Genomic DNA, 22,164 nt, shown 5'->3' with positions numbered 1-22,164 from the left:
CGCGCATCGGTCATGCCGGAGGCATGCTTTCAGCATGACCCGCCCCCACGGCACGGCGACTTGGCCAAGCTAGCGCGCCGACCGCATGTTTTGCGGGTGTGCAGGGATAAAGTGCCCTGAAAAACCGTCGGATCGCCTGCCCGCGGACATGCGATGGCGCGGCTCAACGCAAGCCCAACTCCCGTCAGCCAACCGGCCCGGCCTCCCGTATCCGCCTCACTCCACCGTCACCGATTTGGCGAGGTTGCGGGGCTGGTCCACATCCGTGCCCTTGGCGATCGCCGTGTGATAGGCGATGAGCTGCGCCGGCAGGGCATAGAGGATCGGGGCGAGCACCGGGTCTGTCACCGGCATGGTGATCGCGCGGAACGTGCCGCCCCCCGCTGCCTCGACACCCTCGGCATCCGACACCAGCACGATCCGCCCGCCGCGCGCCATCACCTCCTGCATGTTCGACACGGTCTTGTCGAAGAGCGCGTCGCAGGGGGCCATGACGATCACCGGCAGGGTCTCGTCGATCAGCGCGATGGGGCCGTGCTTCAACTCGCCCGACGCATAAGCTTCGGCATGGATATAGCTGATTTCCTTGAGTTTCAGCGCCCCTTCCAGCGCCAGCGGATACATCAGCCCGCGGCCCAGGAAGAGCGTGCTCCGCGCCGCCGACAGATCGCGCGCCACCTCGCGGACCGGCGCGTCGATCTCCAGCGCGGTGTTGAGCGTGGCGGGCAGGCCCCGCAGCGCCGACAGCAGGTCGGCGAGCCGCGCCGCATCCATCCGCCCGCGCGCCCGCGCGGCGCGCAGCGCCAGCAACAGCAGCACCGTGAGCTGGCAGGTGAACGCCTTGGTCGAGGCGACGCCGATCTCGGCCCCGGCATGGATCGGCAGCGCCAGGTCGCTCGCGCGCGCGATGGTGCTTTCCTCGACATTGACCACCGCGACGATCCCCGCGACCCGGTCGCGGCAGTAGCGCAGGGCGGCCAGCGTATCGGCGGTCTCGCCCGACTGGCTGACGAAAATCGCCAGCGTGCCCGGCGCGAGAGGCGGCTCGCGATAGCGGAATTCCGAGGCGATATCAACGTCCACCGGCAGCCCGGCCAGTTGCTCGAACCAGTATTTCGCGGTCAGGCAGGCGTAATAGGCGGTCCCGCAGGCCACCAGCACCAGCCGCTCGACCTGCCCCAGATCGGGCATGTCACCCGGCAGCCGTATGTCGTCGCCCGCCTCGGTCAGGTAGTGGCGCAGGGCGTTGCCGATGACCATCGGCTGCTCGGCGATCTCCTTGGCCATGAAATGCCGGTGCCCGCCCTTGTCCACGCGCGCATGATCGAGCGCGATGGTCTTGACCGGGCGATTGGCAAGGCGTCCCCCGGCATCGGTGATGGTGGCCCCGGCGCGGGTGATGACGGCGATGTCGCCCTCCTCCAGATAGGTGATGCGGTCGGTCATCGGCGCCAGCGCGATGGCGTCCGAGCCCACGAACATCTCGCCCTTGCCGTGGCCCACGGCCAGCGGGCTGCCCTTGCGCGCGGCGATGAGCAGGTCGTCCTCGCCCGCGAACAGGAACAGCAGCGCATAGGCCCCTTCCAGCCGCGCGATGGTGGCGCGGGCGGCGTCTTCGGCGCTCATGCCCTCTTGCATGTGGCGGCGGGTGAGCAGCGCCACCGTCTCGGTATCGGTGTCGGTCTCGTGGCCGAATCCGGCTTTGGCCAGATCGGCGCGCAGCTCGCGGAAATTCTCGATGATGCCGTTATGCACCACCGCCACCGGCCCGGCGCGGTGCGGGTGGGCGTTCGCGCGGGTGGGCGCGCCGTGGGTGGCCCAGCGGGTATGGCCGATCCCCGCCTTGCCCGGCAGCGGCTGATGCACCAGCAGGTCCGACAGGTTGACCAGCTTACCCACCGCGCGGCGGCGGTCGAGCCGCCCGTCATTGACCGTCGCCAGCCCGGCGCTGTCATAGCCGCGGTATTCCAGCCGCTTGAGCGCGTCGAGCAGCATCGGAGCCGCCTCGTGATTCCCCAGAACCCCGACGATCCCGCACATCAGCGCTCTCCCTCGTCACCTTTGTCCCTTGCCGCCCGCAGCCGCGCAAAGAGCCGCGTGGCAAAGCCGGGTCTGGTTTCCTGCCGCGCCCGCGCCACGGCGAGCGCGCCCGCCTCCACGTCGCGCGTGATGACAGAGCCAGAGCCGGTCATCGCCCCGTCGCCCACGCTCACCGGGGCCACGAGCATGGTGTCCGAGCCGATGAACGCGTCGGCGCCGATTCGCGTGCGGTGCTTGCTCACCCCGTCATAGTTGCAGGTGATCGTGCCCGCGCCGATATTCGCGTTGGCGCCGATCGCGGCATCGCCGATATAGCTCAGGTGGTTGACCTTGGCCCCCTCGTCTATGATCGCGTTCTTGACCTCGACGAAATTGCCGATGCGCACGTCCTCGGCCAGCTCGGTGCCGGGGCGCAGCCGGGCATAGGGCCCGACCACCGCCCCGCGCGAGACGTGGCATCCCTCCAGATGCGAGAACGCCCGGATATGCGCGCCGGTCTCGACGGTGACGCCGGGGCCGAATACCACGCAGGGCTCGACCACCGTGTCGCGGCCCAGCACCGTGTCATGGGCGAAATGCACCGTCTCGGGCGCGGTCAGCGTGATCCCCGTCTCCAGCGCGTCCGCGCGGGCGCGCGCCTGAAACGCCGCCTCGGCGGCGGCCAGCCCGGCGCGCGAATCGACGCCCAGCGTCTCGGCCTCGTCGCAGGTGACGGCGGTGGCCGAGAGGCCGCGTTCGCGCGCCAGACCGACGATATCGGTAAGGTAATACTCCCCGGCGGCGTTGTCGCAACCGACCCCGGCCACCAGATCGAAGAGCAGCGCGGCGGGGGCCATCACCACGCCGCTGTTGCACAGCCCGATGGCGCGCTCGGTCTCGGTCGCGTCGCCGAACTCGACGATGCGGATCAGGCTCTCGCCCTCCATCACCAGCCGCCCGTAGCGGCCCGGCTCGGCGGGCGCAAAGCCCAGCACCACGATATCGTGGTGCCGCCGCGCCTCGGCCATCCGCGCGAGCGTGCCGGGGCGGATCAGCGGCGTGTCGCCGTAGAGCACCAGCGCATCGCCGTCGAAATCCGCCAGCGTGCCCGCGGCCTGCGCCACCGCGTGGGCGGTGCCGCGCTGCTCGGTCTGGATCACCACCTCCGCCGCGTCCTCATGCGCGGCCACCGCCGCGCGCACATCCCCGGCACCATGCCCCGCCACCACCACGATGCGCGCCGGGTCCAGCGCCGCGCCCGCCGCGATGGCATGGACGACCAGCGGCGCGCCCGCCACCTCGTGCAGCACCTTGGGCCGGTCCGAGTGCATCCGCGTGCCCTTCCCGGCGGCAAGAACGATCAGGGCAACGGACATGGGGCACTCTCTTTCTCGTGGCATGGTTGTCCTACACTTTCCGCAAACTGACGCAAGGGCGAGCGCAGGAAAACCTTGTGACCATCCGGTGACGGGGCTAAGCGGTTTCCTGCCGGGACCTGGCTGATGGAGGGGCGATGCGCACCGTGGTGTTCGATCTCGATGGCACGCTCGCCGATACCAGCGGCGATCTCATCGCCGCCGCCAATAGCTGCTTTCGCGGCATGGGCGTGGCGGACATGCTGTGCCCCGCGCGCGATGTGGCCGTGGCGCTGCGCGGCGGGCGGGCGATGCTGCGGCTGGGGATGGAGCGGCTCGGGCGCGGCGATGACGAGGCCGAGATCGACCGGCAATACCCGCTGCTGCTGACCGCCTATGCCGAGGCCATAGACCGCCACACGCGCCTCTATCCCGGCGCGATGGCGGCGGTCGAGGGGCTGCGCGACGCGGGCTACCGGGTGGCCATCTGCACCAACAAGCCCGAGGCGCTGGCGCGGCTGCTGCTGGCGCGGATGGGCGTGCTGGGCCGGTTTCACGCGCTCACCGGGGCCGACACCCTGCCGGTGCGCAAGCCCGACCCCGAGCACCTGCGCGAGACCGTGCGCCGCGCGGGCGGCGATCCTGTGCACTCGCTGCTGGTGGGCGATTCAGACACCGACCGCAACACCGCGCGCGCCGCGCGGGTGCCGTCGGTGCTGGTCGGGTTCGGGCCCTCGGGGGCGGACATGGCAGCGCTGGAGCCCGAGGCGATCATCGGCCATTTCGACGAATTGCCCGGCGTGGTCACGCGGCTCATCGGCTGAGCGCGAGGTACGGTTTCGGCTTTCGTGAAACACGTCGGCGAACCATTGACGCAGGGCCCCGCGCGCGCCAAAACACCTGCATGTCAGAGATATTCAAAGGCAGCTTCACCCAGCAGGAGCCGATCCCCGAGGCGGGGATCGCGGCGGCGCTGGAGGTGATGCGCTCGGGGCGGCTGCACCGCTACAACCTCGCCCCCGGCGAGGCGGGCGAGGCGGCGGCGCTGGAGCGCGACTTCGCCGACTACACCGGGGCGCGCCACGCGCTCGCCGTCACCTCGGGGGGCTACGCGATGGCCACCGCGCTGCGCGCGCTCGGCGTCGGGCCGGGCGACCGGGTGCTGACCAATGCCTTTACCCTCGCGCCGGTGCCCGGCGCCATCGCCAGCGTCGGCGCGCAGCCGGTCTTCGTCGGCGTGACGGAACAGCTCACCATCGACCTCGACGATCTCGCCGACAGGGCGGGCGAAGCGAGCGTGCTGATGCTCAGCCACATGCGCGGGCATCTGGCCGACATGGACCGGCTGATGGGGATTTGCGACGCGCACGGCCTCACGGTGATCGAGGATTGCGCCCACACGATGGGGGCGGCGTGGCGCGGCACCCCGTCGGGACGCTGGGGCAGGGTGGGCTGCTTCTCGACCCAGACCTACAAGCACATGAATTCCGGCGAGGGCGGCTTTCTGATCACCGATGACGACACGGTGATGGCGCGCGCGGTGATCCTGTCGGGCTCCTACATGCTCTATGCCCGCCATGGCACGGTGCCGCCCGAGGATGTGTTCGAGGCCGTGAAATACGACACCCCCAACGTTTCGGGACGCATGGACCACCTGCGCGCCGCCATCCTGCGCCCGCAACTGCGGATGCTGGACGAGCAGTGCGACCGCTGGAATGCGCGCTACCGCGTGGTCGAGGAGGGGCTTCGCGGCACGCCGGGGCTGACGCTGGCAGAGCGGCCCGCGCCCGAGCGCTTTGTCGGCTCGTCGATCCAGATGCTGCTGCTCGACTGGGAGGACGGCGCCGTCGAGGACGTGATCCGCCGCTGCGCCGCGCGCGGCGTCGAACTCAAATGGTTCGGCGGCGCGGAACCGGCGGGCTTCACCAGCCGCTACGACAGTTGGCGCTATGCGCCGAGCGCGCCGATGCCGGCCACCGACCGCATCCTGCGCGGGCTCCTCGACATGCGCCTGCCGCTGACCTTCAGCCTCGCGGACTGCGCACAGATCGCCCGCATCATCCGTGCCGAGGTGGGCGCGGTCTGGCAGGCCCGCGCCGCCTGACCCGTCGCCGTGCCGGGGGCGCTGCCCCCGCCGCCGCTTGCGCGGCGACTCCCCCGGAGTATTTTCACCAGGAAGAAACCCGGGGGCCGCGAGAGCCGTTTGCGCAAGGTAAACGCGCCGCGCGGTGCGCGCCCGGAACCGTGCGGTTCGCGCGCTGAACCTACAGCTTCGCGTCCCGCTTGGCCGCGTCCCACAGCGCGTCCATCTCGGCGAGGTCGCTGTCTTCGGGGCGGCGGCCGTCCTCGGCAAGCCGCGCCTCGATCCATTGAAAGCGGCGGGTGAACTTGGCGTTGGCGCGGCGCAGCGCCGTCTCGGGGCAGAGCTTCATGTGCCGCGCGAGGTTGGCCATGACGAACAGCAGGTCGCCGAATTCTTCCTCGACGTGATCGGAATCGCCGCTCTCGGCAGCTTCATGCAGTTCTTCAACTTCTTCCTGTATCTTCTTGAGAACATGAGAAGAGTCAGGCCAGTCGAACCCCACCCGTGCGGCACGTTTCTGGAGTTTCACCGCCCGCAGCAGCGCCGGCAGCCCCATTGCAACACCGTCGAGCGTGCCGCCTTCACCCGACGCGGCCCGCTCGGCGGCCTTCACGGCCTCCCAGTCCCGGGTTTGCTGTTCGGCGCTCTTGTCGCGGTTTTCTTCCCCGAAAACATGGGGATGGCGGGCGATCATCTTGTCGGAAATGGCGTTGGCCACATCCGCGATGTCGAACAATCCCCGGTCCTGCGCGATCTGCGCATGAAACACCGCCTGCAACAGCAGGTCGCCCAGCTCTCCCTTGAGATCGGCCCAGTCGCGACGTTCGATCGCGTCGGCAACTTCATAAGCTTCTTCAATGGTATAGGGAGCGATGCTCATGAAGTCCTGGTCGATATCCCAGGGGCAGCCCGTCTCGGGATCGCGCAGCCGCTCCATGATCCCGATGAGCCGCGGCATCCCGCCATCGGGATCGTGGAGGAGGGTGTCATCGGCCATTGCAGCGCCCTTTGAATTGCTGTCTGCTGTCAGGGTGACGGGACAACAAGGGGATGTCCAGACATGGCCGTGATCAATCGCATCAGCGGATTCGCCGACGAGATGACCGCGTGGCGGCGGCACCTCCACGCGTATCCCGAGCTTGGGCTCGACTGCCACCAAACTGCTGAATTCGTTGTGGAAAAACTGCGGGAGTTCGGCGTGGACCGGATCGAGACCGGGGTCGCGCGCTCGGGGGTCGTGGCGGTGATCGAGGGCCGTGAACCGGGCCGCGCCATCGGTTTGCGCGCCGACATGGACGCGCTCGCGATGGACGATCTGACCGGCGCGGATCATGCCAGCAGGGTGCCGGGGCGGGCCCATGCCTGCGGCCATGACGGGCATACCACCATGCTGCTTGGCGCGGCAAAATACCTAGCGGAAACAAGGAATTACGCAGGGCGCGCGGTGCTCTTCTTCCAGCCGGCCGAGGAGGGGCCGGGCGGCGCGCGGCTGATGGTCGAGGAGGGCGCGCTCGACCGTCATGACGTGGCCGAGGTCTATGCCCTCCACACCCTGCCGGGCGCGCCCGAGGGCACGTTCGAGACCACGCCGGGCCCGATCATGGCTGCGGTCGATACCTTGCATATCAATGTGTTAGGGCAGGGCGGCCACGGCGCCATGCCCCACGAGGCGCGCGATCCGATCCCGGCGGCGGTGGCAATGGTGCAGGCCATCCAGACCATCGTGACCCGCGACCGCGACCCGCTCGCCGATCTGGTGATCTCGGTCACGCAGGTCCACGCCGGCAGCGCCGACAACGTGATCCCCGCGCGCGCCTATGTCGGCGCGACGATCCGCACCTTCGCCGAGGATGTCCGCGAGATGGCGCATCGCCGCCTGCACGAGGTGGCCGCGGGTGTGGCGGCGGCGCATGGCGTGGGCGCTGAGGTCAGAATTGATACCGGCTATCCACCCACGGTAAACGAGGCACAAGCCACGGAATTCGCAACGGAAATTGCCCGCGAGGTGGCCGGGGAAACGGCGGTGGTCGCGGATCGCACGCGCGAGATGGGGGCCGAGGATTTCGCCTACATGCTGGTTGAGCGGCCCGGTGCCTACCTGTTTCTGGGGCAGGGCGAGGGACCGGGCCTGCATCATCCCGCCTTCGATTTCAATGACGCGGTTGCCCCCCTCGGCGCGTCCTTCTTTGCCCGCGTGGTGGAGCGGGCGCTGCCCTCCGGCGCCTGAGCCCACGCCCCTCAACAGCCCGTGAAGTCGCGCTCACACGCTTGTTGTGCCCGGGAGCGGGGCGTATGTCTGCGACACAATCGGCAAACGCGACGACAGGAGAATTTCGATGCGCAGGAGATTGAAACAGGCGGTTCTGATGCTCGTGATGGCGCTTGCGCCATTGGCGGCACAGGCGGCGCAGGCGGCAGGTGGTCCACTCACCACGCCCGCGGCGCTTGGCAACGCCCTCGACCGGGCGCAGGCACCGGTGGTTCTGGACATCCGCGCGCCGCGCGCCTTCGAGAGCGGGCACATCCCCGGCGCGCGCAACGCGCCCTACGGCCTTTTTCGCGGTCCGGCCGAGAACCCCGGCAAGCTCGTGTCCGAGGCGCACCTGACCGAGGTGCTGCGCGGTCTGGGGCTTGAGACGGACACGCCCGTGGTGGTCGTCCACCAGGGTAGCAACCAGACGGATTTCGGTTCTGCGGCAAGGGTTTACTGGACACTCAAATCCTCGGGCCTCGGCGATCTGGCGGTGCTCAACGGCGGCATGAATGCCTGGCAAGACGCCAAGGCCCCGGTCGGGACCGGCCCCGCCGCGGAGGTCGCGCCGAGCACCATCACCGTCAGCTTCTCCGACGAATGGCTGGCGACGCGCGAAGACGTGCAGGCCATCGTCGAGGGGCGCGAGGAGGCGACGCTCGTCGATGCCCGCCCCGAGGCGTTCTGGAAGGGCGAGACCAAGCACGGCGGGGCGGCACGGCCCGGCACCATCCCGCAATCGCGGTATTTCACCCATGACCGGTGGTTCGGCCCGGACGCGCCGTCGCTCATCAAGCCCGATCTGGTGCGCGAGCTGGCTGCCGAGAACGGGTTCGGGGATGGCGACCGGCTGGTATCGTTTTGCAATACCGGGCACTGGGCGGCGACCAACTGGTTCGCGCTGAGCGAACTGGCCGGGATCGAGGGCGTGCGGCTCTACCCGGAATCGGTGGTCGGCTGGTCGAATGCGGGGCTGGAAATGGCCAATGTGCCGGGGCTTTTCCAGAACATGATCAACAAGATGACCGGCAAGTATTGAGACGTCCATGACACAGGCCACCGCCCAAGCGGCCCCGCCCTCTGCCCCCGGCGCGCTGTCGCGCACGGGCGTGTTACTGTTCGTGGCGGGGCTGGTCCTCGCGGTGGCGCTGACCGCCGGGCCGCGCGCCGGCGCGATCCTCGCCATCGGGCTGGGCTTTGGCCTGACGCTCGAAGGGTTCCGCTTCGGCTTTACCGGCCCGTGGCGGCGGATGATCCTGGAGCGCGACGCCTCGGGGCTTCTGGCGCAGCTTCTGGCCATCGGCATCGTGGCCTGCGTGGCGCTGCCGCTGCTGGCCGCCAACGGGGCCGAACTCAAGGGCGCGCACGCCCCCATCGGCTTCGCGATGGTGGGCGGGGCCTTCGTCTTTGGCGCGGCGATGCAGGTGGTTCTGGGCTGCGGCTCGGGCACGCTCGTGAACGCCGGGAGCGGCAACGCCATCGGCGCGGCGGCGCTGCCGTTCTTCGCCATCGGCAGCTTTGGCGGCGCGTATCACCTGAGTTGGTGGACATCGCTGGGCAGCCTGCCGGTGGCCACGCTCGACGGCGGCACCGGGCTCGCGATCACGCTGGCGGGGCTGGCGGGGATCGCCGCGCTGGCGCTGATTCTGGGGCGCAAGGGCAGTCACCGGCTGCCCGCCCGCTACTGGGCGGCGGCGCTGGCGCTGGCGGCGTTGGCGATCGTGCACCTCGTGGTCGCCGGACAGCCCTGGGGCGTGGTCTATGGCCTCGGGCTGTGGGTGGCCAAGGCGGTGGTGACCGCGGGCGGCGACCTCTCCGGCTCGGCCTTCTGGGCGGCGCCCGCGAATGCCGCGCAGGTCAAGGCGAGCCTGCTCACGGATGTGACCTCGCTCACCGATCTCGGCCTGATCGGCGGCGCGGCGCTGGTGGCGTGGTGGCGGGCGGGGTTCGCCTCGCCGGTGGGCGTGCTGCCCGCGCGCGCCTGGGTGGCGGTGATCGTCGCGGGGCTGGTCCTGGGTTACAGTTCCCGGCTCGCCTTCGGCTGTAATATCGGTGCGTTCTTCAGCGGTGTCGCGACCGGCTCGGCGCATGGCTGGGTGTGGTTCATAGCGGCCTTTGCCGGCTCCTGGGTGGGTATCCGGCTGCGCCCCGTGCTGGGGCTGGAGGCGCGGAAATGAGGCGGGTGCATGTCGCAATGCTGGTAGGGCTGGGCGTGCTGGGGCTCGTTGCGCTCGATCAGGCGCAGTCCGACCCGCTCAACCCGTACAATGCGCCGCCGATGCTGGCACTCGGTTCGGGGCTGGCGGCCACGGGCGGGCATTGCGCGGCCCCGCCGCCACCGGCGAAGTAGGGGCCCAACGTGGGCGGCCACGTCCCTCTGTCCGCAGACCGTCCCCGCGCCGCTCAGTTCCCCAGTAGCGGGTTGGGGTCGAGGCTCTCGATACCGTCGCGCACCTCGAAATGCAGCGCCGGGCTGCCGCTGTCGGGCAGCGTGCCGATGGACTGGCCACGGCTCACCCGCTCGCCCTTGGCCACGCTCAGGCTGGCGAGGTTCGAATAGACCGTCAGCAGGTTGCCCTCGTGGCGGATGACGGCGATGGGGCGGCCGTCATTGTCCTCGATCACCGCCGCGACGGTGCCTGCGCCGGCGGCGCGCACCTCTGCCCCGGGTGTGCCGGCGATGTCGATGCCGTCATTGCGGCCCTTGGCATAGTCGCGCACGATCGCGCCGTCGAGCGGGCGTGCGAGGCGGGCCTCGCTCGTTTCAGACTGCGACGCGCCAAGGTCGGGGGCCGCCACCGGTTCCGGCTCGGCGGGCGGATCGTCGGGCAGGGGGTCGTCGGCGCTCGGCGGCTCGGGCGTGGGCGAGCCGCTGCCGGGCGGGGTAACGGCGGCTTCGTCCTGCGGCACGGCCCGGCTCTCGTCGCGCTTGCGGGGCCGCGCCTCGGGTGCGGGCACGGGGATCAGCAGGAACTGCCCCTCGCGAACGGTAAAGGCGGGGCCGAGCCCGTTCCAGTCCGCGAGGCTGCGCACCGGCACGTCGTAGAGCCGGGAGATGGAATACGCGGTCTCGCCGCGCTCGACCTTGTGGCGGATGGGCTGCACGCCGCTCGGTGCCACTCCGGCCTGCGGTGCCGGGTCGAGGGTGCTGGTCTCGATCTTTTCGCCGTCGGCGCGCTCGATGGCGCGCCCCGCCAGCGCCGTGATCTCGCTGTCGGGGCGGATCGGGCCGCCCTCGGGCTCGGCCACGCGGCGCGGCAGCGCCACGATCTCGCCGTCGCGCAGGATGTCGCCGGTTTGGATACCATTGTAGCGGGCCAGTTCCCCGGCATCCGCCCCGATCCGCGCGGCGAGCGTGGCCAGCGTGTCGCCCCGCCGCGCCACCGCGACCTGGTAGCCGGGATAGGATATGATGCCCCGCGCGTCAGGCGCGGGCCGGTCGGCGGTGGCGGTTTGCGCGGCCTCCGCCGTGCTCGGCGCATTGCCGAAGCCACCGCGCATGTCGATGTCGAGCGGCCCGCTGCACGCGGCGAGCGCCGCCGCCATGCCGATGCCGGTCGCCACATTTCGTGGCAGATGTCGCATGAGATACCCCTTGTCCCTCGTCTCTTGTCCTGCCTCCGCGCGGCGCGTTTCAGCCGTCACGCCCAAGTCCCTCGACCAGCGGCACGAAGCGCACCGGGCGCAGCTCGTCATACTCGTAGCCGGTCTCGTGCCGGGTGACGCGGATGAGTTGCTGCACCGTGTCCGACTGGCCCACGGGCAGCACCATGATACCCCCGATCCTGAGCTGGGCCAAGAGCGGCCCGGGCGGATCCTCGGCGGCGGCGGTCACCAGGATACGGTCGAACGGTGCCTGCTCGGGCAGCCCGAAGCTTCCATCGGCGGTAAGCGCGATGATATTGGCGAGATCGAGTTCGGCAAAGATCGCAGCGGCCTCGCGCACCAGATGGCGGTGGCGGTCCACGGTATAGACGCGGCGCGCGAGCTGGCTCAGGATCGCCGCCTGATAGCCCGAGCCGGTGCCCACCTCCAGCACCTTGTCGCGCGGGCTCAGCCGCAGCGCCTGCGTCATCAGCCCGACCACCGAGGGCTGGCTGATGGTCTGGCCGCAGGCGATGGGCAGCGGCATGTCCTCGTAGGCGCGCCCCGCGAAATGCCCGCGCACGAAGCGCCCCCGGTCGATCCGCTCCATCGCCGAGAGCACGCGCGCCTCCGTCACCCCGCGCGAGCGCAGTGCAAAGAGGAACTGCATCTGGCGTTCGGCGCTATGATCGGCTTCGTCGCTCATTCGATCGCCTTCAGCGCCTCCAGCGCGTCGTGGGCCGTCAGGTCCGCCCGCATCGGCGTGACCGAGACGTAGCCCTGCAGGTTCACATCCGCGTCCGAGCCGGGGCTCGTGGGCTCGTGCTGCGGCGCGCCGGTGACCCAGAGAAACCGCCGCCCCGACGGCGCGGTGTGGGGCTGCACGCCAAACCCCATGTCGCGGCGAAAGCCCTGTCGCGCGGCGCGGATCCCCCTGACCTCGGAGCCGGGGCAGGGGGGGAAGTTGATGTTGTAGAAGATGCCGTAATCGTCCTGCGTCCACACCCCCTTGTCCAGAAGGCGGCGCAGCACCGGCAGCCCGTGGGTGCGCGCGCATTCGAACGGGTCTGGCAGATCGCGGGTCTTCGGCCCGTAATACTGGCTGAGCGCCACCGCCGGCACACCCTGAAGCGCCGCCTCCATCGCCGCACCGACGGTGCCGGAATAGACGGCGTTCTCGGCGGCGTTGTTGCCGCGGTTGACGCCCGAGAGCACGAGGTCGGGGCGGGCATCCTTCATCACGTCGTGCAGCCCGGCGAGCACGCAATCGGCGGGGCTGCCCTCGGCGGCGTAGCGACGCTCGGCCATCTCACTGATCATCATCGGCCGGGTGTAGGAAATGCAGTGCCCGACGCCCGATTGCTCGAAGGCGGGGGCCACGGTCCAGACTGCGGTCGCATCCCCCGCGAGCGCGATGGCGATCTCTTCGAGGACGGCCAGCCCCGGGGCGTTGATGCCGTCGTCATTGGTGATGAGAATGCGCATGTCGCCTGCCCTGTCCGCTGTCCGCCCGGTCCTGCGGCCTGTCTAACGCCTGCACCGCGCGGCAACAAGCGGTGTGGCCCTCAGCCGAGCGTGGCCAGCAGGCGCGCCGCCTCGTCACGCGGATGGGCGAGGGCCTCGTGCTCCTCACCTGGGAAGAAGCGCGCGCGCGTCGCAGTGGGCATCGGCGCGGGCGTGAGGATATGCACGCGCGGGCCGGTCCGCGCGGTCTCGGCCTGCCAGCTACGCGCCAGCGCGATCTGCGCCGCCTTGGTCGCGCCATAGGCACCGAAGAATTTCTCGCCTGCGCGCAGATCGTCGAGAAATACCGCCTGCCCTTCGTGCCCCAGCAGCGGCGCGACGAAAGGAATGAGAATGCCCGTGGCGGTGACGTTGGTGGCGATGGAGCGTTCGAGGTCGCGCGCGTCGACATGGTCGGCGGGGCTGAGAGGGGCGGCATGAACGGCGGCGTGCACCCACAGCGCCAACCGCCCCCAGCGGTCGTGGACCGAGCGGCAAAGCTGTGCCATCGCATCGCGCGTGGTGATGTCCATCGGCGCGAGCGTGGCCTGACCGCCCGCGGCACGGATACGGTCGTCAAGCTCTTCAAGTCCGCCCGTCGTGCGCGCCACCGCAACGACGTGGTGGCTGGCGGCGAGGCGCTCGGCCATCGCGGCCCCGAGGCCGCGCGACGCGCCGGTGACGAGGGCGACTGGAGGAGTGTCCGGGTCTGTCATATGGTGGCAAATCCCATCACCGGGCCGCCGGATCAAGCACAATCGCTTGACTTTTGACGCGCTGCGGCGAAAAAGTCGGCCCCAAGCGAAGCAAAGGAGGGACGCGGGATGCGCGCACAAACACTGACACAGGCCGTGATCGGCCACGAGGGCCTCGTCCGCAAGGCGGGGCTGATCCTGGGCGGCTCGCTCTTCATCGCGCTGGCGGCGCAGGTGAGCGTGCCGTTCTTCCCGGTGCCGCTGACGCTTCAGACGCTGGCGATCCTGATCGTCGGGCTGACATTCGGCTCGCGGCTCGGGGCGGCAACACTCGCGGCCTATCTTGCCGAGGGGGCGATGGGGCTGCCGGTCTTTGCCGGGGGCGCGAATGGCGCCGCACTTATGGGGCCGACCGCCGGCTTCCTCTATGGCTTTGTCGGCATGGCCTGGCTCGCCGGTCTCGCGGTGGAGCGGGGCCTTGCACGCGGGGTGGTGACCACGGCGCTGTGCGGCATTGTGATCTCGGCGCTGCTCTATGTCCCCGGCCTCGCCTGGCCCGCCGCCGTCATGGGCAAGGCCGCGCCCGAACTCTGGGCCTACTGGATGGCACCGTTCCTGATCGGCGACGCCTTCAAGGCCGTGATCGCGGCGATGGTCGTTTATGGCGGCTGGAAGGCGCTTGGGGCGCGTCGCGGCTGAGCGTCGCGGATCACCCAGGGATCAGGCCGTGCCCGGGCAACCGGGGACGGCCTTTTCATGTCTGGTCATGCAGCCTGGCAAGCGCGGCCTCGCACAGGCCCAGGTCCAGCCATTGACACCCGGTACAAAGCGACGACAGGTCGCCCGGCGCAACCGCCCGCCTGATCCGTGCCTGCGCCTCGTCCCACGTCAACCGGTCCCCGGCCCGCAACCCGAGCGCCGCCGCGTGGCGCGCATCGAGTCTCGCCACCTTTTCCTGACTGTCGCAGCGCGCGCCACGGCGCTTGGGGCAGGGCGCGCAGATATCATCGCTTGCGGTGACGACCTCGATCACCGTCTCATCGCCGTCCGCCGCGCGCAGCCCGCCGCGCACGATCCGTGCCATGTTGGCCGTGAAGCGGTCGGAGTACCCTTTGCCGGCAAAGCCCAGGACACAGAGAAAATGATGCGGGCGAAACCGCAGGTCAGGAGGTGTCATTCCCGAACCCTTCGCGATGGCGTGTGCGGCGTCAAGCCAAAGGCAAGCGCAGTGCCTCGGTCCGCCCGCCGCGCGACAGGATCACCACCCCTTCGCCGATGGCCGCGACGGTCGCGCGGTCGAGCGTGTCACCGGTCTCGATCCGGGTCACCTTGCCACCGTCAACATGCACCAGCGCGCGGGCGCTGGTGGGGCCATGCATCGTTCCCAGCAAGGTGATGCGGCGCAACGGCAGGGCGCTCTCCTGCGTCGCGGCGGCCAGAGTGGCCGCCGGGGTGGGTGTTTCATTTGCCATGAGTGCCTCGGGGATTCTTTGACTGTCCGCGCGTCTATGCGGCGCGCGGGACGGAGAAAAGCCCCGATTTCTGCACTGCGGCAGGAATTCGCCACCCCACTCGGAGGAGGTGCAAGACTTCGCTCATGCGACCAGGATGACCACGATCACTCGGCGGCTTTCAGCTCGAATCCCTTTTCGATCATGTCCGACGGCGCGACCGGGTAGTCGCCCGAGAAACAGGCATCGCAATATTGCGGGCAGGCATTGTCGCGCCCCTGCGCCTCGCCCACGGCGCGGTAAAGTCCGTCGAGCGAGATGAACCGGATGCTGTCCACGTTGAGATGCGCGCGCATCTCCTCTTCGGACATGGTGGCCGCCAGCAGCTTCTCGCGCTGCGGCGTGTCCACGCCGTAGAAGCAGGGCCATGCGGTGGGCGGGCTGGCGATGCGAAAATGCACCTCCGCCGCGCCCGCGTCGAGGATCATTTCCTTGATCTTGCGGCTGGTGGTGCCGCGCACCACGCTGTCATCCACCAGGATCACCCGCTTGCCCTCGATCAGCGCGCGGTTGACGTTGAGCTTCAGCCGCACGCCCATGTTGCGGATCTGCTCGGTCGGCTCGATGAAGGTGCGGCCCATGTACTGGTTGCGCACGATCCCCATGGCGAAGGGGATGCCGCTCTCGTGGCTGTAGCCGATGGCCGCGGGCGTGCCGCTGTCGGGTACCGGGCAGACGAGATCGGCCTCGACCGGGGCCTCGCGGGCCAGCTCAACCCCGATCTGGTGGCGCGTCTCGTAGACCGAGCGACCGCCGATGATCGAATCGGGGCGCGAGAAATAGACATGCTCGAACACGCAGGAGCGCGGTTTCTGGCGACGGAAGGGGAAATGGCTCTCGACGCCTTCGGTGGCGGAGATGACGACCATTTCGCCCGGCGCGATCTCGCGCACGAAGCGCGCGCCGATGATGTCGAGTGCGCAGGTCTCGGAACTGAGCACCCAGCCCTCTCCCAACTGGCCCAGCACCAGCGGGCGCACGCCCAGCGGGTCGCGCACGCCGATCAGCTTGGAGCGGGTCATTGCCACGATCGAGAACGCCCCCTCGACCCGGCGCAGCGCGTCCTCCATCCGTTCCGGGATGTTGCGTTGCAGCGAGCGGGCCATCAGGTGGATGATACATTCGCTGTCAGAGCCGGACTGGAAGATCGAGCCCCGCTCGATCAGCTCCCGGCGCAGCGCGTCGGCATTGGTGATGTTGCCGTTATGCGCGATCGCGGCACCGCCCATCGAGAACTCGCCGAAGAACGGCTGCACATCGCGGATCGCCGCACCCTTGGATCCGGCGGTGGAATAGCGCACATGGCCGATGGCCAGCGGCCCCGGCAGCGCCTCCATCAGCGATTGGCGGGTGAAATTGTCGCGCACATAGCCGAAGCGGCGCACCGAGTTGAAGCCAAGCTCCGGGTCATGGCTGACGATGCCGCCCGCCTCCTGCCCGCGGTGTTGCAGCGCGTGCAACCCCAGCGCAACGAAATTGGCGGCGTCAGTCAGGCCAATCACGCCATAAACGCCGCATTCCTCGCGCAGCTTGTCATCATCGAAAGGGTGGGCGGGGGGCATGGGTGCGGACGTGGACAAGGGCAGCTCCGAATCCGTGGAAGTCGCTCGGCCCACCTCTTACGCGCTTGGCCGGGTCATGTCACGAAACTATCACGAACGAGTCACCGCCCGCCCGCGCGCCTGACGCAGCGTCACCCCGGTTCAGGGCGCGTCGCACTTGCCGACAAGGTTCTCGTATTGCGCGGTGATCCAGCCCAGTGCCTGCTCGGGCTCCTGCGAGGCCACCGCGTCGGTCATCTGCGAGAACACCCGCGCCGAGCGGCTGTCGTCTATGATGGCGATGGATTGGGCAGAGATCACCGTCTCGTAGACGAAATAGGCGATGGCGATCAGCAGCACGCCGCGTGCCACGCCAAAGACGAAACCCAGCCCCTGGTCGACCCCGCCCAGCGCCGAGCGCTGCACCAGCGAGGAAAACAGCGGCGTGATGAGCGAGGCGATGATCAGCGCCACGGCAAACACCACCGCGAACGCGCCGATCATCGACAACTCGCAACTGTCGGCGATGAATTCGCCGACCACCGGCACTTCCTTGACCAGCGGCTCCACCTGCGGCGCAAAGATGAAGGCGACGACCCCTGCAACGGCCCAACCCGCGATGGCCAGCGCCTCGCGCGCGAGGCCCCGCGAATAGGCCAGAAGCGCCGACAGCAAGATGAAGAGCGCAACGACCCCGTCGATGATGGTGAATCCGTCCATGCCCCGTCCTGTCCCTGCGCGCGCCTAACCTGCGCCGAATACGTCCCCAACGAACGCGGTCAGATCGCCCATGCGGGTCAGGCTGAGGCCGCTCTGGCCGCCGGTCTTGTCGTCCGACGGAAGGATTGCAGATGTGAAACCAAGTTTTCGCGCCTCTTTCAACCTGTTTTCGGTCTGTCCCACGGGCCGCAGCGCGCCCGACAGGCTGATTTCCCCGAAAACCACCGTCTCGGGCGCCAGTGCCACGTCCTCGCGGGCGCTCAGGAGTGCGGCGGCAACGGCGAGATCGGCGGCGGGCTCGGAGATGCGCAATCCCCCCGCCACGTTGAGATAGACGTCGAACCCGGCAAACGGGATGGCACAGCGCGCCTCGAGCACCGCGAGAATCATGGCGAGCCGTGCGCCGTCCCAACCCACCACCGCGCGGCGCGGCTGGGCGTGGGGCGTGGGCGCGACCAGCGCCTGCACCTCGACCAGCAGGGGCCGCGTGCCCTCGATCCCGGCGAACACGACCGAGCCGGGGGCGGGCGCGCCGCGCCCGGCCAGAAACAGCGCCGATGGGTTGGCGACTTCGGCGAGGCCGCGGCCCGTCATCTCGAACACGCCGATCTCGTCGGCGGGACCGAAGCGGTTCTTGACGCTGCGCAGGATCCGAAACTGGTGCCCGCGCTCGCCCTCGAAATAGAGCACACAATCGACCATGTGTTCGACCACGCGGGGCCCCGCGATCTGGCCATCCTTGGTGACGTGGCCGACGAGAATGACCGAGGCGCCACGCCGCTTGGCATAGCCGGTCAGCTCATGCGCGGCGGCGCGCACCTGCGCGACGCTGCCCGGGGCCGAGTCGATCGTGTCGGACCACATGGTCTGGATCGAATCGATGATCACGAGGTCGGGGCGCTCGGTATCCAGCGTGGTGAGGATGTCGCGCAGGCCGGTTGCGGCGGCGAGCCGCACCGGCGCGTTCTCCAGCCCCAGCCGCTGCGCGCGCATCCGCACCTGTGCGCTGGCCTCCTCGCCCGAGACATAGAGGGTCTTGAGCCCGGCCCCCGCGAACCGCGCGGCGGCCTGCAGCAGCAGCGTGGACTTGCCGATCCCCGGATCGCCGCCCACAAGCACCGCGCTCGACGGCACGAGACCGCCGCCCAGCACGCGGTCGAGCTCGGCCAGCCCCGTGCAGGTGCGCGGCGGCGGAGCCTCCTCGGTGGCGAGGTCCGTGAGCGCGATCGCCGCACCGCGCCGCGCCCCGAGGCTGCGCCCGGCGGGACCGGCGGAGAGGGGGGCCTCCTCCTGGATCGTGTTCCACGCGCCGCAGGCGTCGCAGCGCCCGGACCATCGCGCGTGGCCCGCGCCGCAGGCGGTGCATGTGAACGTGGTGGTTGGCCTGGCCATGCCAGAGCACATGCCCCAGCGGGGGGGCCGCGTCAAATGCGAAACAAGGCTGGCTCAGGGGCGTGCTATCCAGCGGCGCGGCTCCAGGGTCAGCGCCTCGGGCCAGCCGAAGAGAAACTCGATCCCGGCGAGGGCGAGGCCGATGCCGATCACGACGAGCCACAGCCGCACCGTGCGCGGCCCGGGTGGCCGCCGCGCCCAGCGCGCCATGCGCAAAAGCCAGAGGATGTTCATGGATCGGTGAACCGCACCTTGCCGATATAGGGCAGGTTACGGTCGCGCTGCGCATAGTCGATGCCATAGCCCACGACGAACTGGTCGGGGATTTCAAAGCCGATCCAGTCCGCGCGGATATCCGCTTCGCGCCGCGACGGCTTGTCCAGTAGCGCGATCGTGCGCAGGCGCGCGGGGCCGCGGCTTGCCAGAAGGTTGAGCACATGGGCGAGCGTATGGCCGGTATCGACGATATCCTCGACCACCAGCACGTCACGGTCGGCGATATCGCCGCGCAGGTCCTTGAGAATGCGCACCTCCCGGCTCGATTCCATGGCGTTGCCATAGGACGATGTCTCCACGAAATCGACCTCGACCGGCAGGTCCAGCTCGCGCACCAGATCGGCGATGAAGATGAAGGAGCCGCGCAACAGGCCGACCACCACGAGCTTTTCGGTCCCGGCGAATTCGGCCTCGATCTCCTGCGACAGCGCCTCGATGCGCGCGGCGATGCGCTTGGCCGAGATCAGCCTGTCGATCACGTATCTGCGCTGCGGCATGTCTTCCCCTTGCAAATCCGTGTCCAGTCTAGGAAAAACCGCGCCACTGTCACGGGCAAAAACCAGGGGCATCATGCCGTCACATTCCGAAACCCGCCACCTGCCTTACACGACCGACCAGATGTATGCGCTGGTGGCCGACGTGGCCCGCTACCCCGAGTTCCTTCCATGGACGGCGGCGGCGCGGGTGCGCAAGGTGACGCCGCAGGCGGATGGCTCCGAGGTGATGGAGGCCGATCTCGTCATCAGCTTCAAGGTGTTCCGCGAGCGATTCGGCAGCCGCGTGGTGCTGTGGCCCGAGGCAAAGCGGATCGAAACCGAGTATCTCGACGGCCCGTTCCGGTACATGCGCTCCAACTGGGCATTCGCCGAGACCGAGGGCGGTTGCGAGGTGAGCTTTGACGTCGATTTCGCTTTCAAGAACAGGTTCTTGCAATCGGCAGCGGAGGTGTTCTTTCACGAGGCGATGAAGCGGATCGTGCGCGCCTTCGAGACCCGTGCACAGGCGCTCTACGGCTGAGCGTCACCGAGTGCGGTCAGCAGCAACGCCAAAGCGTGATCGCGGCTCAGACGGCGCACCTCGGCGCGGCCCGGTGCACCGAACTCGCGGGTCTCTGTCCGGGTGGCGGTGCCGCTCATGGCCAGCCCGAAGCACACCCGACCTTCAGGTTTGCGGTCTGAACCTCCCGGTCCGGCGATGCCGGTGACCGACACGGCCAACTGCGCGCCGCTATGGGCGAGCACACCTTCGGCCATCTCGCGCGCGACCTCTTCGGAGACGGCCCCATGCGCGGCGAGGGTAGCGGGCGCGACGCCCAGCACCTCGCTCTTGGCGGCGTTGGAATAGGTGACGAACCCGCGTTCGAACACCGCCGAAGAGCCCGCCACATCCGTCAGCGCCGCCGCAACCATGCCGCCGGTGCAGCTCTCGGCGGTGGCAATCATGATGCCACGTTCCCTTGCTTTATCAAGTAATTGCAGGACAATCTTCATGTCATGGCACCATGCGCGATCGCCGCGCCCAGCACCACGCAGAGTGCCGCCGCCACACCGGCGAGGATGTCGTCGAGCATCACGCCCAGCGCATCGCCGCGCCGGTCGGCCCAGCCGATCGGCCCCGGCTTCCAGATGTCGAACAGCCGGAACGCCGCAAAGGCGGTGATCCAGCCGGGCCAGAGCGCGGTCAACTCGACCCCGGCGCTTGCGGCGCCGACAGAGACCGGCAGAAAGGCCAGCCATTGCCCGGCCACCTCGTCGATCACGATCTCGGACGGGTCGTGATCTTCTTTTCCCTTTGTTTCCAGATGTGTGGCCCACCATCCCAAGGTGAATGCCAGGGCCACGCCCAGCCCAAGCAGGACCGGACCGCCCAGCATGTGCAGCGCCCAGGCCACCGGCAGCGCGGCGAGCGAGCCCCAGGTGCCGGGGGCGGGGCGCAGGTGACCCACGTAGCAGAATGTGGCGATCAGGCGGGTCATGCAGGGCCTTTCATGAGGGTAACGGCGGCCTGTGCGGCGATGCCCTCGCCACGCCCGGTAAAGCCCAGCCGCTCGGTCGTCGTGGCCTTGACCGAGACGCGATCGGGGGCGGTGCCGGTCATGTCGGCAATGGCCGCGCGCATGGCCCGCGAAAGGGGGCCGATCTTGGGATGCTCGCAGATCAGAGTGACGTCCATGTTATTGATCCTGTAGCCCCTTTCAATGGCAAGCCGGACCGCGTGACGCAGGAATACGTGGCTTTCGGTGCCCTTCCACTGCGGGTCGGAGGGCGGGAAATGCCGCCCGATATCGCCCTCGGCCAGCGCACCGTAAAGGGCGTCGGTCAGCGCGTGCAGCCCGACATCGGCATCCGAATGTCCCTGCAATCCGCGCGCGTGCGGCACGGCCACGCCGCAGAGCATGACATGATCCCCCGGCCCGAACCGGTGCACGTCGAAGCCGGTACCAACGCGAATATCCATCGCGGCCCCCGATATTCTTTCGGCCCGCGCGAAATCCGCCGCGTGGGTGATCTTGAGATTATCCGCGTCACCCGGCGTGATCGCTACCGGCAAGCCTGCGGCGCGGGCCACCGCGACATCGTCCGCGGCGGCGCCTTCGTGGGCGCGGTGTGCGGCGAGGATGGCCGCGAAATCAAATCCCTGCGGCGTCTGCGCGGCATAGAGCCCGGTGCGGTCCTTCGTGCCGGTCACATATCCGTCCGCGGCGGTCCAGAGCGCATCGGTCACCGGCAACGCGGGCGCGGCGGCGGGCGCGCCGGCGTCGAGCGCGGCGGTCACCGCCTCGATCACGCTGCGCGGTACGGTGGCGCGGGCGGCGTCGTGGATGAGCACCTGGCGCGGCACATCGCCAGTGTCCGCCAGGTGTTCGAGCCCCGCGCGCACCGACGCCGCGCGGGTCGCCCCGCCGGGGACGGTCTCGACACCGTCAGGTCCAAGATCCATGTCGTCGGGGTGGAGAACGAGCACCACGCGCGCGACATGGGGGCGCAGGGCGTCGAGCGTCCGGTCGATCACCCGGCGGCCCGCGAGCGGCTGCCATTGCTTGGGCAGGTCCCTGCCCGCGCGGGTGCCGCGCCCGGCGGCGACAATGAGGGCGGCGCGTGTCATGACCCTTGATTACGGCGCGGCGCGCGCAAGCGCAATGGCCGTGGAAATGCCGTTTTTTTGGGCAATGGTGCCGCGACCGTGGTGGAAATGACCCTTGTCGCGTTGTGCTTGCGTGGTCCCACGGCTAG

Annotated in this window: 25 protein-coding genes; 8 read left to right on the top strand and 17 right to left on the bottom strand. The window is 69.3% G+C overall.

Features of this window, described 5'->3' with window-relative positions; genetic code table 11:
* Positions 1-216: 216 nt before the first annotated feature.
* The gene (gene glmS, locus ACFFU4_RS12540) at positions 217-2,040 is read right to left on the bottom strand and encodes a glutamine--fructose-6-phosphate transaminase (isomerizing) (protein ID WP_377070111.1); all 1,824 of its coding nucleotides are present in this window, start codon (positions 2,038-2,040) and stop codon (positions 217-219) included.
* Positions 2,040-3,395: a bifunctional UDP-N-acetylglucosamine diphosphorylase/glucosamine-1-phosphate N-acetyltransferase GlmU gene (glmU, locus tag ACFFU4_RS12535; protein WP_377070110.1), complete on the bottom strand. Its 1,356-nt coding sequence runs from the start codon at positions 3,393-3,395 to the stop codon at positions 2,040-2,042. The genes glmS and glmU overlap by 1 nt, the downstream gene beginning before the upstream one ends.
* 137 nt (positions 3,396-3,532) lie before the next feature.
* Between glmU and ACFFU4_RS12530 the strand changes: the two genes are divergently transcribed.
* Together ACFFU4_RS12530 and ACFFU4_RS12525 are read left to right on the top strand one after the other, a co-directional pair.
* On the top strand, positions 3,533-4,198 hold the full coding sequence (locus ACFFU4_RS12530) for an HAD-IA family hydrolase (protein WP_377070109.1): 666 nt from the start codon (positions 3,533-3,535) through the stop codon (positions 4,196-4,198).
* 80 nt (positions 4,199-4,278) lie between these two features.
* Entirely contained in the window at positions 4,279-5,478 is a 1,200-nt protein-coding gene (locus ACFFU4_RS12525; RefSeq protein ID WP_377070108.1) for a DegT/DnrJ/EryC1/StrS family aminotransferase, read from the top strand.
* A 160-nt stretch (positions 5,479-5,638) separates the two neighbouring features.
* Here the strand turns inward: ACFFU4_RS12525 and mazG are convergent, their stop codons facing one another.
* Entirely contained in the window at positions 5,639-6,454 is an 816-nt protein-coding gene (mazG, locus tag ACFFU4_RS12520) for a nucleoside triphosphate pyrophosphohydrolase (protein WP_377070107.1), read from the bottom strand.
* 63 nt (positions 6,455-6,517) lie between these two features.
* Here mazG and ACFFU4_RS12515 point away from each other — a divergent pair, with 63 nt between their 5' ends.
* From ACFFU4_RS12515 to ACFFU4_RS12500, 4 genes are all read left to right on the top strand, one after another.
* Entirely contained in the window at positions 6,518-7,684 is a 1,167-nt protein-coding gene (locus tag ACFFU4_RS12515; protein ID WP_377070106.1) for an amidohydrolase, read from the top strand.
* A gap of 148 nt (positions 7,685-7,832) precedes the next feature.
* On the top strand, positions 7,833-8,747 hold the full coding sequence (locus tag ACFFU4_RS12510) for a sulfurtransferase (RefSeq protein WP_377070337.1): 915 nt from the start codon (positions 7,833-7,835) through the stop codon (positions 8,745-8,747).
* 7 nt (positions 8,748-8,754) lie between these two features.
* Positions 8,755-9,885, top strand: coding sequence for a YeeE/YedE thiosulfate transporter family protein (locus ACFFU4_RS12505; RefSeq protein ID WP_377070105.1), 1,131 nt, complete (start codon positions 8,755-8,757; stop codon positions 9,883-9,885).
* Positions 9,882-10,058, top strand: coding sequence for a hypothetical protein (locus ACFFU4_RS12500; protein ID WP_377070104.1), 177 nt, complete (start codon positions 9,882-9,884; stop codon positions 10,056-10,058). Before ACFFU4_RS12505 ends, ACFFU4_RS12500 begins: the two co-directional genes overlap by 4 nt.
* A 53-nt stretch (positions 10,059-10,111) precedes the next feature.
* On the opposite strand, the gene ACFFU4_RS12495 is transcribed toward ACFFU4_RS12500, so the two are convergent.
* The 4 genes from ACFFU4_RS12495 to ACFFU4_RS12480 all read right to left on the bottom strand — a co-directional run bounded on the left by ACFFU4_RS12495 (position 10,112) and on the right by ACFFU4_RS12480 (position 13,512).
* On the bottom strand, positions 10,112-11,293 hold the full coding sequence (locus tag ACFFU4_RS12495; RefSeq protein WP_377070103.1) for a peptidoglycan DD-metalloendopeptidase family protein: 1,182 nt from the start codon (positions 11,291-11,293) through the stop codon (positions 10,112-10,114).
* A 49-nt stretch (positions 11,294-11,342) separates the two neighbouring features.
* The gene (locus ACFFU4_RS12490; protein ID WP_377070102.1) at positions 11,343-11,999 is read right to left on the bottom strand and encodes a protein-L-isoaspartate(D-aspartate) O-methyltransferase; all 657 of its coding nucleotides are present in this window, start codon (positions 11,997-11,999) and stop codon (positions 11,343-11,345) included.
* Complete coding sequence (gene surE / locus ACFFU4_RS12485; protein ID WP_377070101.1) at positions 11,996-12,778, bottom strand: 5'/3'-nucleotidase SurE; 783 nt, start codon at positions 12,776-12,778, stop codon at positions 11,996-11,998. Before surE ends, ACFFU4_RS12490 begins: the two co-directional genes overlap by 4 nt.
* 80 nt (positions 12,779-12,858) lie before the next feature.
* The gene (locus tag ACFFU4_RS12480) at positions 12,859-13,512 is read right to left on the bottom strand and encodes an SDR family NAD(P)-dependent oxidoreductase (protein WP_377070100.1); all 654 of its coding nucleotides are present in this window, start codon (positions 13,510-13,512) and stop codon (positions 12,859-12,861) included.
* 108 nt (positions 13,513-13,620) lie between these two features.
* On the opposite strand from ACFFU4_RS12480, the gene ACFFU4_RS12475 reads away from it, so the two are divergent.
* Positions 13,621-14,190 (top strand): biotin transporter BioY, encoded by a 570-nt coding sequence (locus tag ACFFU4_RS12475; protein WP_377070099.1) that lies wholly within the window; start codon positions 13,621-13,623, stop codon positions 14,188-14,190.
* A 55-nt stretch (positions 14,191-14,245) separates the two neighbouring features.
* Here the strand turns inward: ACFFU4_RS12475 and ACFFU4_RS12470 are convergent, their stop codons facing one another.
* From ACFFU4_RS12470 to hpt, 7 genes are all read right to left on the bottom strand, one after another.
* On the bottom strand, positions 14,246-14,668 hold the full coding sequence (locus tag ACFFU4_RS12470) for a DUF1284 domain-containing protein (protein ID WP_377070098.1): 423 nt from the start codon (positions 14,666-14,668) through the stop codon (positions 14,246-14,248).
* Positions 14,669-14,699: 31 nt separating this feature from the next.
* On the bottom strand, positions 14,700-14,963 hold the full coding sequence (locus tag ACFFU4_RS12465) for a type II secretion system protein N (RefSeq protein WP_377070097.1): 264 nt from the start codon (positions 14,961-14,963) through the stop codon (positions 14,700-14,702).
* A 146-nt stretch (positions 14,964-15,109) separates the two neighbouring features.
* A complete protein-coding gene (purF, locus tag ACFFU4_RS12460) occupies positions 15,110-16,564 on the bottom strand; it encodes an amidophosphoribosyltransferase (RefSeq protein WP_377070096.1) in 1,455 nt (484 codons plus the stop codon).
* A gap of 141 nt (positions 16,565-16,705) precedes the next feature.
* The gene (locus ACFFU4_RS12455; protein ID WP_377070095.1) at positions 16,706-17,263 is read right to left on the bottom strand and encodes a CvpA family protein; all 558 of its coding nucleotides are present in this window, start codon (positions 17,261-17,263) and stop codon (positions 16,706-16,708) included.
* A 24-nt stretch (positions 17,264-17,287) separates the two neighbouring features.
* A complete protein-coding gene (radA, locus tag ACFFU4_RS12450; RefSeq protein ID WP_377070094.1) occupies positions 17,288-18,655 on the bottom strand; it encodes a DNA repair protein RadA in 1,368 nt (455 codons plus the stop codon).
* 54 nt (positions 18,656-18,709) lie between these two features.
* Positions 18,710-18,889 carry a hypothetical protein gene (locus tag ACFFU4_RS12445; protein ID WP_377070093.1) on the bottom strand — a complete coding sequence of 60 codons (180 nt, stop codon included), beginning with the start codon at positions 18,887-18,889 and terminating at the stop codon, positions 18,710-18,712.
* The gene (gene hpt, locus ACFFU4_RS12440; RefSeq protein WP_377070092.1) at positions 18,886-19,428 is read right to left on the bottom strand and encodes a hypoxanthine phosphoribosyltransferase; all 543 of its coding nucleotides are present in this window, start codon (positions 19,426-19,428) and stop codon (positions 18,886-18,888) included. The genes ACFFU4_RS12445 and hpt overlap by 4 nt, the downstream gene beginning before the upstream one ends.
* Before the next feature lie 73 nt (positions 19,429-19,501).
* Between hpt and ACFFU4_RS12435 the strand changes: the two genes are divergently transcribed.
* Positions 19,502-19,948 carry a type II toxin-antitoxin system RatA family toxin gene (locus ACFFU4_RS12435; RefSeq protein WP_377070091.1) on the top strand — a complete coding sequence of 149 codons (447 nt, stop codon included), beginning with the start codon at positions 19,502-19,504 and terminating at the stop codon, positions 19,946-19,948.
* On the opposite strand, the gene ACFFU4_RS12430 is transcribed toward ACFFU4_RS12435, so the two are convergent.
* The 3 genes from ACFFU4_RS12430 to ACFFU4_RS12420 are packed head-to-tail and all read right to left on the bottom strand — an operon-like array spanning position 19,939 to position 22,036.
* Positions 19,939-20,421: a CinA family protein gene (locus tag ACFFU4_RS12430; protein ID WP_377070090.1), complete on the bottom strand. Its 483-nt coding sequence runs from the start codon at positions 20,419-20,421 to the stop codon at positions 19,939-19,941. The two genes, ACFFU4_RS12435 and ACFFU4_RS12430, sit on opposite strands and share 10 nt — an antisense overlap.
* On the bottom strand, positions 20,418-20,906 hold the full coding sequence (locus ACFFU4_RS12425) for a phosphatidylglycerophosphatase A family protein (RefSeq protein WP_377070089.1): 489 nt from the start codon (positions 20,904-20,906) through the stop codon (positions 20,418-20,420). The genes ACFFU4_RS12430 and ACFFU4_RS12425 overlap by 4 nt, the downstream gene beginning before the upstream one ends.
* The gene (locus tag ACFFU4_RS12420) at positions 20,903-22,036 is read right to left on the bottom strand and encodes a bifunctional 2-C-methyl-D-erythritol 4-phosphate cytidylyltransferase/2-C-methyl-D-erythritol 2,4-cyclodiphosphate synthase (protein ID WP_377070088.1); all 1,134 of its coding nucleotides are present in this window, start codon (positions 22,034-22,036) and stop codon (positions 20,903-20,905) included. The genes ACFFU4_RS12425 and ACFFU4_RS12420 overlap by 4 nt, the downstream gene beginning before the upstream one ends.
* Positions 22,037-22,164 lie beyond the last annotated feature (128 nt).

This window comes from Roseovarius ramblicola (assembly GCF_042430665.1).
Lineage (GTDB): Bacteria > Pseudomonadota > Alphaproteobacteria > Rhodobacterales > Rhodobacteraceae > Roseovarius > Roseovarius ramblicola.
This window is presented reverse-complemented; position numbering and strand designations above follow the sequence as displayed.

Excerpts from the sequence above, each read along its gene's own strand:
- purF (WP_377070096.1), bottom strand. The coding sequence starts at position 16,564 with ATGCCCCCCGCCCACCCTTTCGATGATGACAAGCTGCGCGAGGAATGC.
- ACFFU4_RS12525 (WP_377070108.1), top strand. The coding sequence starts at position 4,279 with ATGTCAGAGATATTCAAAGGCAGCTTCACCCAGCAGGAGCCGATCCCC.
- ACFFU4_RS12430 (WP_377070090.1), bottom strand. The coding sequence starts at position 20,421 with ATGAAGATTGTCCTGCAATTACTTGATAAAGCAAGGGAACGTGGCATC.
- ACFFU4_RS12510 (WP_377070337.1), top strand. The coding sequence starts at position 7,833 with ATGGCGCTTGCGCCATTGGCGGCACAGGCGGCGCAGGCGGCAGGTGGT.
- ACFFU4_RS12455 (WP_377070095.1), bottom strand. The coding sequence starts at position 17,263 with ATGGACGGATTCACCATCATCGACGGGGTCGTTGCGCTCTTCATCTTG.
- ACFFU4_RS12420 (WP_377070088.1), bottom strand. The coding sequence starts at position 22,036 with ATGACACGCGCCGCCCTCATTGTCGCCGCCGGGCGCGGCACCCGCGCG.
- glmS (WP_377070111.1), bottom strand. The coding sequence starts at position 2,040 with ATGTGCGGGATCGTCGGGGTTCTGGGGAATCACGAGGCGGCTCCGATG.
- ACFFU4_RS12530 (WP_377070109.1), top strand. The coding sequence starts at position 3,533 with ATGCGCACCGTGGTGTTCGATCTCGATGGCACGCTCGCCGATACCAGC.
- ACFFU4_RS12445 (WP_377070093.1), bottom strand. The coding sequence starts at position 18,889 with ATGAACATCCTCTGGCTTTTGCGCATGGCGCGCTGGGCGCGGCGGCCA.
- ACFFU4_RS12475 (WP_377070099.1), top strand. The coding sequence starts at position 13,621 with ATGCGCGCACAAACACTGACACAGGCCGTGATCGGCCACGAGGGCCTC.
- ACFFU4_RS12435 (WP_377070091.1), top strand. The coding sequence starts at position 19,502 with ATGCCGTCACATTCCGAAACCCGCCACCTGCCTTACACGACCGACCAG.
- ACFFU4_RS12515 (WP_377070106.1), top strand. The coding sequence starts at position 6,518 with ATGGCCGTGATCAATCGCATCAGCGGATTCGCCGACGAGATGACCGCG.
- surE (WP_377070101.1), bottom strand. The coding sequence starts at position 12,778 with ATGCGCATTCTCATCACCAATGACGACGGCATCAACGCCCCGGGGCTG.
- radA (WP_377070094.1), bottom strand. The coding sequence starts at position 18,655 with ATGGCCAGGCCAACCACCACGTTCACATGCACCGCCTGCGGCGCGGGC.
- ACFFU4_RS12500 (WP_377070104.1), top strand. The coding sequence starts at position 9,882 with ATGAGGCGGGTGCATGTCGCAATGCTGGTAGGGCTGGGCGTGCTGGGG.
- mazG (WP_377070107.1), bottom strand. The coding sequence starts at position 6,454 with ATGGCCGATGACACCCTCCTCCACGATCCCGATGGCGGGATGCCGCGG.
- ACFFU4_RS12490 (WP_377070102.1), bottom strand. The coding sequence starts at position 11,999 with ATGAGCGACGAAGCCGATCATAGCGCCGAACGCCAGATGCAGTTCCTC.
- ACFFU4_RS12495 (WP_377070103.1), bottom strand. The coding sequence starts at position 11,293 with ATGCGACATCTGCCACGAAATGTGGCGACCGGCATCGGCATGGCGGCG.
- glmU (WP_377070110.1), bottom strand. The coding sequence starts at position 3,395 with ATGTCCGTTGCCCTGATCGTTCTTGCCGCCGGGAAGGGCACGCGGATG.
- hpt (WP_377070092.1), bottom strand. The coding sequence starts at position 19,428 with ATGCCGCAGCGCAGATACGTGATCGACAGGCTGATCTCGGCCAAGCGC.
- ACFFU4_RS12480 (WP_377070100.1), bottom strand. The coding sequence starts at position 13,512 with ATGACAGACCCGGACACTCCTCCAGTCGCCCTCGTCACCGGCGCGTCG.
- ACFFU4_RS12470 (WP_377070098.1), bottom strand. The coding sequence starts at position 14,668 with ATGACACCTCCTGACCTGCGGTTTCGCCCGCATCATTTTCTCTGTGTC.
- ACFFU4_RS12425 (WP_377070089.1), bottom strand. The coding sequence starts at position 20,906 with ATGACCCGCCTGATCGCCACATTCTGCTACGTGGGTCACCTGCGCCCC.
- ACFFU4_RS12505 (WP_377070105.1), top strand. The coding sequence starts at position 8,755 with ATGACACAGGCCACCGCCCAAGCGGCCCCGCCCTCTGCCCCCGGCGCG.
- ACFFU4_RS12465 (WP_377070097.1), bottom strand. The coding sequence starts at position 14,963 with ATGGCAAATGAAACACCCACCCCGGCGGCCACTCTGGCCGCCGCGACG.